12 protein-coding genes and 3 tRNA genes are annotated in these 14,866 nt (G+C 59.7%); 5 read left to right on the top strand and 10 right to left on the bottom strand.

Annotation, left to right across the window (positions count from 1 at the left end):
* Positions 1 to 48 precede the first annotated feature (48 nt).
* The 4 genes from VMX79_06405 to VMX79_06390 form a co-directional block, all read right to left on the bottom strand.
* Positions 49 to 1,452 (bottom strand): C13 family peptidase, encoded by a 1,404-nt coding sequence (locus VMX79_06405; protein ID HUV86726.1) that lies wholly within the window; start codon positions 1,450 to 1,452, stop codon positions 49 to 51.
* 117 nt (positions 1,453 to 1,569) lie between these two features.
* Complete coding sequence (locus tag VMX79_06400; protein HUV86725.1) at positions 1,570 to 2,007, bottom strand: hypothetical protein; 438 nt, start codon at positions 2,005 to 2,007, stop codon at positions 1,570 to 1,572.
* Between the two features lie 458 nt (positions 2,008 to 2,465).
* A complete protein-coding gene (locus VMX79_06395) occupies positions 2,466 to 3,995 on the bottom strand; it encodes a S8 family serine peptidase (protein ID HUV86724.1) in 1,530 nt (509 codons plus the stop codon).
* Between the two features lie 100 nt (positions 3,996 to 4,095).
* Positions 4,096 to 4,572, bottom strand: a complete 477-nt coding sequence (locus tag VMX79_06390; GenBank protein HUV86723.1) for a hypothetical protein — start codon at positions 4,570 to 4,572, stop codon at positions 4,096 to 4,098.
* A 143-nt stretch (positions 4,573 to 4,715) separates the two neighbouring features.
* Between VMX79_06390 and VMX79_06385 the strand changes: the two genes are divergently transcribed.
* Both VMX79_06385 and VMX79_06380 read left to right on the top strand, forming a co-directional pair.
* Positions 4,716 to 5,132 (top strand): hypothetical protein, encoded by a 417-nt coding sequence (locus tag VMX79_06385; GenBank protein HUV86722.1) that lies wholly within the window; start codon positions 4,716 to 4,718, stop codon positions 5,130 to 5,132.
* Between the two features lie 107 nt (positions 5,133 to 5,239).
* Complete coding sequence (locus VMX79_06380; protein ID HUV86721.1) at positions 5,240 to 6,046, top strand: DUF4097 family beta strand repeat-containing protein; 807 nt, start codon at positions 5,240 to 5,242, stop codon at positions 6,044 to 6,046.
* Positions 6,047 to 6,160: 114 nt separating this feature from the next.
* Here the strand turns inward: VMX79_06380 and VMX79_06375 are convergent, their stop codons facing one another.
* The 3 genes from VMX79_06375 to VMX79_06365 all read right to left on the bottom strand — a co-directional run bounded on the left by VMX79_06375 (position 6,161) and on the right by VMX79_06365 (position 7,027).
* A complete protein-coding gene (locus tag VMX79_06375) occupies positions 6,161 to 6,739 on the bottom strand; it encodes a hypothetical protein (GenBank protein ID HUV86720.1) in 579 nt (192 codons plus the stop codon).
* A 92-nt stretch (positions 6,740 to 6,831) separates the two neighbouring features.
* Positions 6,832 to 6,904 (bottom strand) — tRNA-Cys (locus VMX79_06370).
* A 51-nt stretch (positions 6,905 to 6,955) separates the two neighbouring features.
* A tRNA-Gly gene (locus VMX79_06365) sits at positions 6,956 to 7,027 on the bottom strand.
* Between the two features lie 454 nt (positions 7,028 to 7,481).
* On the opposite strand from VMX79_06365, the gene VMX79_06360 reads away from it, so the two are divergent.
* From VMX79_06360 to VMX79_06350, 3 genes are all read left to right on the top strand, one after another.
* Positions 7,482 to 8,264 (top strand): hypothetical protein, encoded by a 783-nt coding sequence (locus VMX79_06360; protein HUV86719.1) that lies wholly within the window; start codon positions 7,482 to 7,484, stop codon positions 8,262 to 8,264.
* A gap of 12 nt (positions 8,265 to 8,276) precedes the next feature.
* Positions 8,277 to 10,691 (top strand): C25 family cysteine peptidase, encoded by a 2,415-nt coding sequence (locus VMX79_06355; GenBank protein HUV86718.1) that lies wholly within the window; start codon positions 8,277 to 8,279, stop codon positions 10,689 to 10,691.
* 817 nt (positions 10,692 to 11,508) lie between these two features.
* Complete coding sequence (locus VMX79_06350) at positions 11,509 to 12,480, top strand: 6-bladed beta-propeller (GenBank protein ID HUV86717.1); 972 nt, start codon at positions 11,509 to 11,511, stop codon at positions 12,478 to 12,480.
* Positions 12,481 to 12,607: 127 nt separating this feature from the next.
* Here VMX79_06350 and VMX79_06345 read toward each other — a convergent pair.
* The 3 genes from VMX79_06345 to VMX79_06335 all read right to left on the bottom strand — a co-directional run bounded on the left by VMX79_06345 (position 12,608) and on the right by VMX79_06335 (position 14,866).
* A tRNA-Gly gene (locus VMX79_06345) sits at positions 12,608 to 12,679 on the bottom strand.
* A gap of 50 nt (positions 12,680 to 12,729) precedes the next feature.
* The gene (locus tag VMX79_06340; protein HUV86716.1) at positions 12,730 to 14,109 is read right to left on the bottom strand and encodes a tetratricopeptide repeat protein; all 1,380 of its coding nucleotides are present in this window, start codon (positions 14,107 to 14,109) and stop codon (positions 12,730 to 12,732) included.
* Positions 14,110 to 14,122: 13 nt separating this feature from the next.
* Positions 14,123 to 14,866, bottom strand: coding sequence for a 2-phosphosulfolactate phosphatase (locus tag VMX79_06335; GenBank protein ID HUV86715.1), 744 nt, complete (start codon positions 14,864 to 14,866; stop codon positions 14,123 to 14,125).

The raw sequence follows: 14,866 nt of genomic DNA, 5'->3' as shown, positions 1-14,866 counted from the left end.
CTACGAAAAAGGCCGCCCGCGCGGGCGGCCTTTCTTTAAATTACCCCCCTAACTCTTAAATTTCCGCCGTAGTAAAATGGTTCCGTAGCACGCGGCGAAGAATCCGAAGAAGGCTGCGGCTTCGGCTGCCGACGCTTCGCCGCATCCGCAAGGTTTCGTACATAGGGTCCACTCGTTAGCCGCCGCGGGGGAGGCGTAGTACTGCGGGTGTTCCGGGCGCCTGTCGTACTTCTTCGCGAAGTCGAACGCCTCTTTCATGCTGACCTTATTATCATTATTCACGTCGGCGGTTTTAGGGTCCGGAGAAGTCGGATGGGTTCCGGGGAAAACGGTCGGCGGATAGCCTTCGTAAACTGCGGCCGTCCACCAATAGGTAAATTCGCCGTATCCATCCGCGCCAAATCCCGGGGGGGATTCGGCACCGTATGCGGACTCGTCATATTTGGACGCGGTCGCGACGACTAAATTTCTGCCCGATAGCGCGGCGAGGTCGTCGACCATGCCGCCGCTGTAGCATTGTTTGAAGACGAACTTCATCTGGCCGGCCTGGATTTTATTGATCAAAGCGGCGAACCGGTCGTCCGTAATTTGCTCGGCGTAGTAAAGGCATATGTAGCAGTCTTTGCCGCTTTCGTAACCGCCGTGGTTGTTTACGTAGACGAAGAGTATGTCGTCCTTACCGAGTTTCCCGGCCAACGTCGTTAGTACACCCACGACGTTCGCCTCCGTCGCGGCGTAATCTACGTCGTTGTCGCCGTCCCCGTCGAGGTCTACGCTTACGCCGTCGGCATATATAACGTAGACGTTGTCGTCGCCGTTGCCGTCGAATCTTTTTTGAAGCGTGTAGTATATGAACTTGAGGTCGTTGAGATAGCGAGGGTTATTCATCCAAGCGTTTACGCCCCCGCTTATCAGGACGTGATACTTTTTATTCTTCGAGGGCTCTTTGAAGGGGTACTTTTCTAAGGCCGGGACCTTGATTTCTTTCCACCACTCATAGTCCTTAATGCGGCCGATTTCCTCGGCGGCGCCTTTTGTGATTCCCCCAAACGCGGGTAGCATCTTGGGAGGGAAATGGCAATCGATTACCGAGGGTGCGCCTTTCATCGCGTCCGCGTAGACCAGTTTAGCGGGATGGCCCCAGTCCGCCCCGGGTACGTCGTCGACGAAGTATACCCAGGAGTCTACTTTCGGGGCGTCGAACTTGTGGCCCATCACGTCTTCAATTACGGTTCCGGCGCGGACCGGCCCCGGGCTGTTGTAAACTTCCCGTTCGCCGATATCTCCCTTGAAGACCTCGGTTACTACTATTTTGTATGCGTCATCGCTGCGGAGTTTGAACCTTTCGGCCTTCAGGAACATATCCCCCGGCGCGACTTCCTCCTGGGCGATCGCCGCCGCCGCGAGTATAATCGCCAGCGCCGCTGCGAACGGTAGCGCTTTTCTATACATGTAAGGACCTCCGTCGGTATTTAATCCCCGGTAAATTATCCTATCCCCACTATTCATCCTAACCGCCCCGTTCTCGCGCTATAAAAATCACCTCCTCCAACCGCGCCCTAAAAGGGTTTATTCGCACAACAAAGCCAACGCCTCTTTAGTTACGTCCCGAAATTCGTCGACGTTCGCGGGCGGGAACCGGCACTCATAATCTGTTAGCTCGCACGTGTCGGTCGTTATGAATACCACCCGGCACGGATGCCCCCAGTCGGCGGGCGGAACTTCGTCCACGAAGAACAGCCAGCTTTTGGCGTCGGGACCTTCCAACGGTTCCCCGTGTAGTTCTCGCACGACGTAGCGCGGCCCGACGATTTCGGGGAAGATGTATATTCGATATTCCCGTAATTCCGCCGGGTCGTACAGTTGCTTGACGGCGTTGCGGGACTTCTCCCAGGCGTCGTCGGGGAACAAGGACGATATATACGACGGCGGCGGAGGCGCGAACGACGAACCGGTCATAACAAATGTAAACGCTATCATTGCGATGATAACCGGCCTTACCCTCATAACGGCTCCTTGGGGCCCGTATCGCCGGCGACGAACCGAAATTAAAATCCCGGGCAGGCCTAAGGCCCAACCCAGGTAGATGCTTACTGACGCGTCGGCGTAGTTTTTATTTAACCCCTCGTTACCGCCGGCCGCGGCATCCTCTACCCCGTGGGGAGCCAGCCTGCTTAAGAAAAGCGTGTTATATTTAAAATAAATTCTTGCATATGTCAAGGGTAAACTTAATTACTTGACAAATGCGATTGGTATAGTAGCTTATAATCGGTTAAGCGCAATAGCGCTTTAAAGTCGGTTCTTCCGTCGAAGAGCGCCTGGCCTTTTTTTATTTAAAATTGGTTGTTGCTGGTTTTCGCTTTAACGCCCGGAGCGGCGTTCGTTTTTCGGGGTATTTCGCCGGAATTAAGTCGTAATAAAAAGCCGCCCGAGCGGGCGGCCTTTCTTTCTCAACGTCGCGCCGTTTAGGCCTTGAACTTACGTCTGACGAATATAAGGCCGTAGGCGCCGAAGAACAGGCCGAAGAAGAGGGCGATCTCGGCCAGCGAGAGCTGCGCGCAGTTGCCGCACTCGTCGACTTCCGGGACGCCCGGCTCGAGCGCGCCCTTGCAATTGATAAGGCCGTAGCCGTACTGGGTATCGTATCCCGGAAGGCCCTTGTCCGTGGCGGACCCGCGCAATTTATTGCGCACGTCGTCGTTGTCGGTGTAGCCGCTGGCGATGATGAGCGCGGCCAGGCCGGCGGCGTGGGGAGAGGCCATCGAGGTCCCCTGGAGGAAGTAACTGGTGAAGGTGGTTACGTTGGCCAGCGCCTCCGGGAAGCCCGGCAGCAGTCCCGGCTCGTACATCTGGTCGTACGTCATCTGCAATACGCCGTCGGGGTAGCCGTCGTTGCTTTTATCGACCTTGGTATCGCCCCCCGGCGCTACCAGTTCCTGGCCTATGCCGTAGTTCGAGTACCACGTCAACTCGCCGTCGTAATCGACGGCGCCCACCGCGATGACGCTGTCGTAACCCGCGGGGTAGAGTACGGTGTCGGCGCCGTCGTTGCCGGAGGCCGCGACGAGGACCAGGCCCGCGGCCTCGGCGTCGTCGCAGGCGGTTTTGATTATTTCCGTCAAGGCGCTCCCGCCGAAGCTCATGTTGACGACGTGGGCGCCCTTCTCCCGGGCGAAGTCTATGCCGTCCGCAATGTCGGCGGACGTCCCGCCCCCCGAGTTGTCCAGGGCCTGTATCGGCATTATGCTGCAGAGGTGGCCCAGGCCGGCGACGTTGAGGTTGTTGTTCGTCGTCTGCGCGATCGTCCCGGTGACGTGGGTGCCGTGGCCGTTCTGGTCGTTAGGGTGTTCGTCGTCGTGTACGAAGTCGTAGCCGGCGACGAAGCTCGTGCCGGCCAGGTCCGGCGCCTGAACGTAGCTCGAGCCGTCGACCTCTTCCCGCTCGTACGACGGGATGGGATGGTTTTCGTAGGCCACGCCGGTGTCGATGACGGCCACGATGACGCGCGGGTCGCCGCGCTCGACGTCCCAACCCTGCTCGGCGTAGATGAATCCCGGCTTGTTGAAGTGCCACTGGAATTGGTAGAGGGGGTCGTTGGGCTTCCAGAGCGCGTGGAAGACGTAGTTTCTCTCCGCCGCGCGGACCGAACGCAGCGCTCGAAACCTCTTGGCGTACGATTCTTCCTCGCCCGCGGGGACCGCCAGGACGACCCGCGACGGCGTGACGGCGCTGCGCGCGACGACGTTGCCGCCGGCTCGCTCGACGGCGGCGTCTATGTGGGCGGCGCTCACGGCGTCCGCGAACCGGACTACTACTTCGCCCGGGACGTATTCCGCGCTTTTGCCGGCGCCGTCCACGTCGTACGACGTTTTGACCGTCGCGGCGTTCGCGGGAGGAGGGGTTGCGAACGCGGCGATTAGAAGTGTGGCCGCGGCACCGGCCGCCAGCCGGCCCGGCCTAACGAGTCGCGGCGTCAACAGTATACGGTACGGCATAGAGACCTCTTTCTTGGACGTACGTTATCGCCGGCGGACGTGCCGCCCGTAAAAAGCGGCAGCCCCTCCCGGGCCGTTGCGGCCTCGCCGGCTCGTTCCGTTACTCGCCGTTTATTTTATATTTGCCGGCGTCGCTCGAGCCGGCCCCGCCGCCCTCCGGCAAGGCCCGGAAGGTGTAATTCTTATCCGCGGCCCGGACCTCTTCCAATCGCCGGTAGGCTTCGACGTAGCGGTCCTCCTCGCCCGCGGGGACGGCCACGACCACCCGCGACGGCGTGACGCTGCTGCGCTCGAGTATCTCGCCGCCCGTCTTCGCGACGAACTCGTCGACCGCGGCGTCGCCGAGGTCGTCGTCGAACCAGACTACGATCTGGCCCGCGACGAAGTCCTCCGTTTTGACGACGCCGGCCGTTTCGTGCGACGACTTGACGGGGCCGCAGGAGGTTCCGCCCACCGACGCCACGGCGGCCGCCAAAACGGCGACGGACAGCGCCGTCGATAAGCGGCCGAGCGGCGCGACGGTTCGTGCCGATATCGCGTCGGTACCCATTTTCGCTTCCTTTTCCGTGGTAGCCATTACGTACCTCCTGGTATTGTATAATCCCGCACGTTTTATGTCAAGTTAGACGTTTACGGGGCCCGCAACGTTTATCCTTGAACAACCGCCCCGCCGTCGGTTAAAATGGCGCGTACGGCAGCGTGAGAAACGGAAGTAACCTTATGACTTGTCGCGTTTGGTCGGCGTTTGCGGTTGCGTTCCTCGGCGCCGCGGCCTGCGCGGCCGCCGACGTCGACATCTACGTGAACGGCTCGTACGAGGGCCGCATCGAGGAAGACGGCGACGTCTACGTCGACGGCTCGTACCGGGGCCGGCTGGAGAGTGACGGCGACGTTTACGTGAACGGCTCGTACGCCGGCCGGCTCGAAGACGACGGCGACATCTACCGCGAAGGCTCGTACTACGGCCGCGTCGAAGACGACGGCGACATCTATATCGACGGTTCCTATAAGGGCCGCATAGAGGACGACGGCGACATCTACCTGGACGGGTCCTACTTCGGCCGGGCGAGCGGGATGTTCTTCTGCTGTACGCCGCTCGTCGCCGGGTACCTGATATTCTTCGGCGGGTATCTGTAACGGCGGGGCGCGGCGCTGAAGCCGACCCCGATGGGCTTGTTGAAAAACCAAAGCTTCGGCCGCCCATTAACGATATGCGCGGCAAAGAGGCGAGGAGGATGGATGGTATGGCGAGGATTATCGCGTTTTCACTTTTGACGGCGCTGACGTTTTTTCCGGCGTGGGCGGCGGCGGCGAGTGAAACCTTCGCGTGGTCCGGCGGCGCGTCGGCGCGAAAGTTCGTCCTGGCCAACGCGAGCGGCGACGTTAACGTGGCGGTCGCCGGCGACGAGATCGTCGTGACGGCGACGAAGACGGCGGCCGAGGCGAGCGACCTCGACGACGTCACCGTCGACGTTGAGGAGAAGGGCGACGCCGTCCACGTGAAGGTTAAGTATCCCAGAGACGTGCGCCGGGCCAAGGACGTGCGCGTGGATTTCGACGTGACCGTACCGGCCGGCCTCGGCCGCGTTGACGTCAAGGTAGCCGGCGGGAACGTTACCGTGACGGGTGTTCCGGAGGTCGAGGCGTCCGTGGCGAGGGGCGACGTCGAAATCGCCGACGCTTATAAGGCCGTGAACGTGTCCGTGGCCGACGGCGCCGTGAGCGTGAGAAACGCGGCCCTGCCCACCGAAAAGGTCAAACTTAATACGGTGGGCGGGGAATTAACGCTCGCGGCCGTTTTGCCGGCGGCCGGCGCGGCTTACGACCTCTCCACCGTATCGGGCGACGTGTCCTTGACGTTGTTGGGCGGTACCGACAACTATGACATCGCGGCGAATACCGTTTCCGGCGACGTTACGTCGACGCTTCCCCTCAAGAAGTACGGCGGCTTGGTAGGAAATAGTTATAAAGGCAAGGCCGGAGAAGGTAATAACGCCATCCACATAAGCGTAGTAAAAGGCTCGGTCGACGTCTCCACCGGTCCGGAGTAAGCGCTCGTGGCGAGAACTCGCTTGACTAATAAACCTCCCCCGCGGGGGAGGTTTTTTTCGTGGGTAATTCGCGCTCGGGCGTCGGTTGGTCGCGGCCTTTTCGCGGGAACCGGTTCAGGGTGAGCGAACGGCGAACTCCAGGCCGTGGCCTTCGCTCAGCAGGGCCGTGCCGGCCGGGTTCAATTTAACTTCGCCGGTGCTCCACTTTTGGGAGGGCTCGAGCCACCCGTCGACGAACTCTACGGTGATGTCTTTCACGCCGCGCCGCACGCCGACCGTTAGCGCCGCGCCGTATCGCACCTTACGGTCGCCGAACGGCCGGTCGTTGCGGAGACATTTCACGACCCACACGAAGTCGTCGGCGCCGAACTCGTTTTCATATTGCACTTCGGATACGTTCCCGGGCGCTTCGTCGAATATGCCGACGAGCACGTCGCCGTCGCGACCGAGCGCGGCGAAGTAGTTCGTGGTGTCGGGCCGCCCCGTGGGGCCGTAGTGAACGACGCGCACGTCCTCGGACCGGGCGCCCATCGTACGCGCGATCGCGACCCGGCTTTCGCTGGGGCAATTTAACCCTACGAAGTCGTCGAAGTTTTCCCGCGCTTCGCGGTAACCCTCCTGCGTCGGCTCGCAGCTCGGCGCGGCGAAAACGGCGGCGAGAAGCACGAGGAGCGGAACGGTAATTCGGCCCATATAACCACCCGGTTGGGTTCGGTTTTCGGCTTGCGGAACGTTGCCGCGGGTTCCGTTGAATCCGCGAAGGCCCGGCGGGTGCCGGGCCCGTTAGGCGGCACCGGGATTCGAACCCGGGAATAAGGGTTTTGCAGACCCTCGCCTTAGCCTCTTGGCTATGCCGCCATAAACGCCGCCGGTGCCCGGGCAACGCCCGCCACCGGCGGCTTTTCGGTGAGCGGGAAACGGGATTTGAACCCGCGACATCCACCTTGGCAAGGTGGCGCTCTACCACTGAGCTATTCCCGCGTCGGCTCTCCCAGTAAAACATAACCGCGGGGCGTTGTCAAGCGCCGCCGGCCTTACCGGCGAGGTCCACGCCGGGTGGGGCGGTTGGATCGTCTCGGCCCAGCGCGACCGACGGGGGGAGACATACTTGTTAAGGAAGACGTGGGATTATTTCTGAAGGAATAAGTACGCCCGATGGCGAGGGTGTAAGGTGCACGTGAAGAAATGCGGCCGGAGAACCGGCCCTTTTTTATTCTTTAAATATTTCGTATTAAGGTTATTTTTTACTTGACAACGGGAGTTTTCTAGTGTCTAATGTGCGTGGGTTTAAGGTTAAGGACCTTGAGCGTCTCGTTATCGGGGTCTGTCGGTGGGGCTTCAAAGGGGAGATATGCGTGAAAATGAAAAACGGCTGCTGTCGGCGTAACCGCCAGGGCAGCCGTTTTATATTTACCCTAACCAGGAAGGAGCGATTATGATTAGGAAGAACTTATGGCCGGTGCTCGCCGTGGTATGTTTCGGCGCTTGTTTAATCTTAATGTGCCAGATAAACTTCAAACCCGCGTACGGAGCGCCGGGCGATGGGACGGCTATGTTCCAGCTTGAGCCCGAAACCACTAGCCGGCCAGATCGGATTTCGCAAGGTTTGGGGTACGACGGTACTTATTTGTTATATTTGGACGATTATATATATGACCCTGAAGAGGACGGCAGTACCCATATCTACCCAACCGTGTATAGACTAACAACCGCGGGTTCAATCGCAAGTTCTTTCACCGCGCCGGGAGCGGGACATCAAAAAACCAGTGCCCACAAAGGCCTCGCTTGGGACGGTTCTTATATCTGGGTTTCAATCGCCGGCGAGAAGAAAATTTATAAGGCCGGCAGCGACGAGGCCCCGATAATTACGGAAAACATTTACCCGTACGATATGACCTACGCCGGAGGCAACTTATACGAGGTAGACGGGAATAGCGGATGGGTGTATAAAATCAATACGGGAACGGGTTCGACGGTAAGCTCTTTCCCCGGCCCGAGTACTACGGAAGAGAAATACTTCGGCATGGCTGACGACGGTACGTACCTATATATCGGCACGTACGGCCGTAACCCCAAGATATATAAATACACGTTTGCGGGGACGGCGGAGACGTCGTTCGCGGCGCCCTGCGGCCATCCCCTTGGCTTAGCCTACGACGGTACGTATCTTTGGTGCGTAGACGACGAAACGGAGAAGTTCTGGCGGTTCGAAAAATAAAGGAGCGAGGAAATGAAAACGTACGCGATAATAAGCATCGTAGCATTTTCGTGTGGGATTCTCACCGGGCCCGCGGCGGCGGACACGGTACAGGCGACGTTGACGTTCTCGGAAGAAGACCTCGTATTCTCCGAAATTACCGAGGGCGCAACGGCGTACGAAATCGTTAAATACGGCGATAGGAACGTTTTGTATAACGTACCGAGCGAGCCCCAGCTACCGTTGATGGGTTACAGCTTCAGCATACCTTTCGGCTCGACGGTAACGGCCGTAGAGATAACGTCGTACACCTCGGAACCGGTCGAAGGCGACTATTACCTTTACCCGGGACAATTACCGAGGATAACGGGGTACGGCGACCCGGTGGACCCGTCCGATTATGAGTGGGTATTCACCGACCCGGATACGTATATATACGCCCTGGAGGAACCTTTCCCGGAGAATATACTCGTGGACGCCGGGGCCGGGGAATCGCGCGGGCATTTAATGGCGGACTTTAACCTTTTCCCGTTGCAGTGGACCCCCGCGGACGAGGAGCTGACGCTCTATACCTCGGTAACGGTGCGAGTAACGTATACGCTGCCGGAGGTACCGCCCGACGCCGAGCGCCACGAATGGCCCGACATCTACGACCGGTGGAGCGAGATGGTCGAGGAACAGGTCCTGAACCCGGACGACGTATTAGGTAACCGCGAGCCCGTAAACTACGTAGACGTTATGGAATGGGGCACCGAAACGGTAAACGGCGAGGAAATACCGTGGGTCAAACCCGCGGAGTCGGAATATTACGAGTACAATCTTCCCCACGAGGTGGAAGGTTACCTCGACCCCGACCACGAAGCCGAACCGTCCTACCCCTTCCCGTTCATCGTTATCACGAACGAGAAATGGTGGTACGGCGAGGGACAAGGCGATTATGAGGAACAAGGCGACGTGTGGGGCGCGTTGCAGGATTTCTACGAGTGGAAAATGCGTAAAGGCGAGCCCCTACACATCGTCAAGGTGGACGACATCGTCGATAATTGGGAAGAAGGTGACGATAAACAAGAAAAGATCCGAAACTGGATGAAGGCCGTCGTCGACGTATACAGCACCGAGAATTTCTTCCTCGTCGGCGATACCGCGGCGCCGCCGGGCGCTTACAAAAGTACATGGGATAAATGGGGCCGGTACGGCGTAGTTCCGTCGCGTTACTTATATCCTGGGTATTATTATATCCACGTCTCGGACCTTTACTACACTTGCCTCGAGGGCGATTGGGAACCGGAGTTGGTGGAAGAAAATAACGACATAGTAGGCTATTGGGGGACCGAGGGGTCCCGGCCGGCGTCGTTCCATCCCACCGTCTTCGTAGGCCGGGTACCCATCGGCGACGTCGACCCGCCGGGCGAGCCCGGCGCGACTACACAGGCTGAAATCGAGGCCGGTAACTATTGCGCCAAGCTAATAAAATACGAGACCGAACCTCCCAGCGGGTACGTGAACGACGCGTTGCTCATCGGCGCCGACTTCAGCGACGACGAAGGCCAATGTATAAAAATGAAGGATAAATACTTTTCGTCGTGGTCAAAGACGGAGATATACGAGGATAGCACAAAGAGGTACCCTAACTATCCCAGGCCCCATCACATCTACGACGCGTTGGCGGACGGCCCGGGGATAACCTTTTTCGCCACTCACGGCCACCCTTTGTGTCACTACATTCTCACGCACGGTACGGGTTGGGGCCCCGGCGTGTATATTCAGGAATTTACGGTAGACGAAGGCGTACCGATAACTAACGATATGGTGTTCGCCCACGGGTTAAAGGAAGTAAACGCCGGGGGCAAATACGGCCTTCACTTCGCCCACGCCTGCAGCACGTTCAAGTACGATTGGCGTAACGCGGAGTCCGAGGAGTGCCTGGGCGAGGAGTTCCTGTGCGACGACTACGGCGGGGGCGTCGCTTATATTGGAAACACTTGCCCGGGAACTATATTTGGTTGCTTCAACCTGGCTCACGACTATCTTTTCGACTACCTCCTTAATAAAGGTATGTACGACGTAGGCCGGGCCGTCGCGAAAGCCCGAACGGATTATATAAGAACAAGTAAACGTCATTACGACGGATATGTGCTAAACTTGGGCGGCGACCCGACGATGGAGCTGTGGACCGCGGAGCCGGCGCCGTTAAATATCGACTACGAATGGTGGGCGAACGGTACGATGAAGACCCTTCAGGTTACGGTAACGACCACCGGTAACCAACCGGTACCGGGGGCCAAGGTGTGCCTTTGGGAACGTTGGTACTACCTGACCACTACGACCGGCACCGAAGGTAGGTGCACCTTCGAGGACCTCCTATTCGGCTTCGACGACGGCAAGCTCACCGCGACGAAGCACAACTACAAGCCGGCCCGCGAGGACAACGTTACGATAGGAGAATAATAAGTAAAATGAAAAGAGTTAACGCCTTAGCGGTTCTCATAAGCTTCGCGGCCGCTACCGCAGCTATGGGGGCTTGGAAATTATACGCCTCGTACCCTACGCCGGGGCCCAATCCCCAGGGTTATGGGGGCGGTGGTCCCGAAGCGGGTTATATTGTCATGGCCGGCGCTAATCCGCACATTTATTTTTACTGGTGGATACGTAGTTCAATAATTTCTAGTTTCCCGGCGCCCGGCGGGGCAGGCGCGTGGGGTATAGCAAGAGAACCGGGCGGCGGTTTATTTATTACCAATAGCCGAACGTCTTGGATATACGAGACGACCACCCAAGGATCGTTAGTAAATTCCTTCCGATGCCCGTTCGACGGCCCCGCCGATTGCGAATTCGCGTGGCCGGGTTTCATAGTCGCGATTCCCGACCGTAATATAATCGCCCTTTTAAACCGTAAAACGGGTTCGCTCATCGGCACGTACGCCGGGCCGGGCCGGCGGCCTACCGGGTGTGGCGGTTATGGTCATTTTTACGTTTCGGATATGGGTACGCATACCGTATACGAGGACGGCGTACCGATTATCACGGGAATACAAACCCCCGTGGGCTTGGGTTATACCGCTTCTACAGCCCCCCCTTACGATATTTTGTTGTACGTCGTCGACGACGCCACGGACCGTTATTATATTTATTGGCGTGACGACCTCGCGATTTTACCCGCCTCCCTCGGCCGCGTAAAGGCGCTGTTTAGGTAGGGGCGACTGGCCAGTCGCCCCTACATAGGCTGCCCTCCCGGGCGGCCTCTTAGTTGGGTAAAGGAGTAGATATGAAACGTATCGTGTTTTCCGCGGTAGCCGTTTTGGCGGTCGCGGCGATTCCGGCGTTAGCCGATTACGTATACGAGGGCCAATGGGGTTCGCGGGGCACCGGTAACGGCCGATTCGACAGGCCTCGCGAAGTGGCTTTGGCGCCCAACGGGAACGTTTACGTAGTCGATACCTACAATAATCGTATCCAATACTTCAACCCTACGGGCGTTTATCTCGGTAAGTGGGGCAGCTTAGGTTCGGGCAATGGTTATTTCTATTATCCCGAGGGCGTGGCCGTAGCTCCCAACGGCAACGTTTACGTCGCCGATACACAAAGACACCGCATACAATATTTCACCGCCGGCGGGTCGTTCCTCGGTAAATGGGGTACGTTAGGGACCGGCGACGGCCAATTCGACCACCCCATACGAGTAGCGGTCGCGCCCAACGGTAACGTTTACGTCGCCGACAACCAAAACCACCGCGTCCAATACTTCACCTCGAGCGGTTCCTTCTTGGGTAAATGGGGTTCGTACGGTACGGCGTGGGGCCAGTTTAATCAGCCCAACGGCCTTGCCTTCCTCTCAACCGGCTCTCAGGTATACGTCACTGAGTTTTCAAACCATCGTCTTCAATACTTTACGTCGACGGGTAGTTTCCTCGGCGTATGGGGGTCGTACGGGAGCAGCGACGGCCAATTCAACAGGCCTGCCGGCGTTGGGGCCTCGCCGGCTGGCCGGATTTTCGTAGCCGATGCCTTTAATTACCGCGTCCAGTATTTTACGGCAAGCGGGTCCTTTCTGGGTAAATGGGGTACGCGGGGACCCGGTGACGGGGAATTCGACCGTCCCCTGGGTACCGCCATTACGCCTACGGGTAATCGGGTATACGTGGCCGATTCTTACAACCACCGCATCCAGTACTTCCGCGAGTCGCTTCCCGCGGTCGCGCCCTCGTCGGTGGGGCGGATCAAGGCGTTGTTCCGGTAGGGGCGTAACCCGTTACGCCCTAACCAAAAACCCGGCACGTCGCCGGGTGTTTTTTATATCAGCTTCGCGCCGGCATTCCCTCGGAACGGCCGTAAAAAAGCCGCCGGAGGCCGGCGGCGTTTCGATGAGCGGGAAACGGGATTTGAACCCGCGACATCCACCTTGGCAAGGTGGCGCTCTACCACTGAGCTATTCCCGCCTACGGGTACCTAGTTTATTACCATACCGGCCTAATCCTGTCAAGGCTTTCTAGCCGCCGTCGCGGGCGCGGAGCCTGCGGATTTTATCCCGGACGTCGAGGTAGTCGACGTCGATGGCGTAGACCTTGCGGTATTCGTCCAGGGCGCTGCGGTAGTCGCCCAGCCGCTCGAAGGCCACGCCGAGGTTGTAGTATAACCCGACGGCCTCGTCCTCCGAAACCCCCGGCGTCGAGAGCCCCCTTTCGAATTCCTTGACCGCCATGTCCGGCATATCCTTCTCCAGGAAGCACAAGCCCAACATGTTGCAGGCGCGGATGCGCAGGCCCTGATCGTAGGAGGCTAGCTGGAGGTAGTGGATGGCCTCTTCCGTTATACCCATCTCGAGGTAGGCCAGGCCGAGGTCGTAGCATACCTGCGGGCTTTCGACGACGTCGCCTTCGCCGGCGTCGGGCCGGAAGCCCAGCAGGTCGTCCACGGTTTTGATGGCGCGCTCCGGGGGGAAGGCGGTCTCGCCCGGCGCGGGCTCGGCCTCCGGCTCGGGAGGGCCCTCGTCGGGCGCGGGGATTTCGTCTTTGGTCAGGCTGTCGCCGGTCGGCAAGACCGAAATTACCTGGATGGACTTGCCGAGTCTGGTCTGCGCCGCTTCGTTTCCGGGGTCGATTTCGATTATTTTAGAATAGATCGAAAGGGCTCGCTCTTTTTCGCCCCGCTCTTCGGACAAGCGCGCGAGGTCGACCATCCGGGCGACCATCTCGTTTTTGAACCCCAGCCGGCTGTAAATATCGATGAGGTTCTTCAACGCCGCCGCGTTGTCGCCTTTGAGGACGGCTACGGCTTCGTAGTCCTTGGCCGCGGCGATGAGGTTTCCGGTTTGCTCGTTGATGCGGCAGGCCCGCAGGTAGGCGTCCACCGCTTCTTCCAGCGAATTACGTTTGGTGTACAGCCGCCCCAGAGCTTCCCACGCGCCTACCTCTTCGGGGTGTTCCTCCAACACCTGGAGGTAAATGTTGACGGCCTTTTGCGATTGCCCCCCCTGTTCGTAAAGCTCGGCCAACCGGTAGCGCAGGGTAAGGCGGTCCGGTACGAGCGCCATCGCGTCCCGCAGCACGTCGACCGCGTCTTCCGCCAACCCCTGGGTCAGGAATTCGTCGACGACCTCGAGATAGGTGGATACGGCGCGCGATTTATTGCCTACCCCGGCCAGGAGTTCGGCGAGTTTTTTCCGGGCCCTGATGTCGAGCAGCTGGTATTCGTCGACTTTGTAGTAGTACTTGATCGCGGTCATCAGGTCGCCGCTCGCCTCGCACTTATCGGCGTAGCGGAGGTATTCGGCGCACGCGGCGGATATGCGGCCGTCTCGCACGTACTCCTGGGCCCGCGCGAGGTAGGGGTCCTCGGCCGCTTTCCTTTTGTCGTTTTCCGGTGCCATCGTGCCCCCTCGGTTAGCCCTGCGCAACGGCGACGAGCTTTTCGCCGTCACGTTGCGCCGCGGCGACGGGAAGAACGTCTACACGGCTGCAGAACTCCAAATCCTTTTCGAAGCCGAGGCCGGCCAAGTACCGCCCGTGGTTGCACGTCCTTAGGAGCCGCGGTACGTCGGCCTCGTAATTCCGCCAACAGAGGAGCGCCATCGTCGTCGCGTCGTCGGCCTCGTACGGGTAAACCTTTAAAAGCGACGCCGCCAGCAGGCCGGCGCAGCACACGTCCTCCAGCGACGGCGCGCCCTCTTTGCCGGCGCAGCACAGCACGACGGGTTCCGCGCCCCGGGCGACGGCCGCGGCCGTGGCGCCGGCGTTGACGAACGCCGCGGCGTACACGCGCGACCCGCCGCGACACCGCTCCAGCGCCGCGGTGCCGTTGGAAGTACAGAGCACCACCGGCCGGCCCGCCACCCGCTCCGCGTCGTACTCGAGCGGCGAGTTTCCCAGGTCGAACCCCGGAACCTTGAAGCCGCCGCGCTCGCCGCCCAGCAGCGGCTCTTCGCCTCCGCCCTCGAGCTCGGCGCGCGCCGCGAACGCCTCGTCGACGTCCGCCCGGGGGATAACGCAGGCGGCGCCGTGGCCCAGGGCGGCCGCGACGGTGGAGGTAGCGCGTAGAACGTCCACGACGACGGCGCACGCGCCGGCCACGTCCCGGCCGTTCGGCGGCGCGCCCGTGAGCCAAGTGCGGAGCGACAGCGGCGCCAT

This window comes from bacterium (genome assembly GCA_035529855.1).
GTDB lineage: Bacteria > RBG-13-66-14 > B26-G2 > WVWN01 > WVWN01 > WVWN01.
The sequence above is the reverse complement of the archived record's forward strand: the minus strand, read 5'-3'. Positions and strand labels throughout refer to the sequence as shown.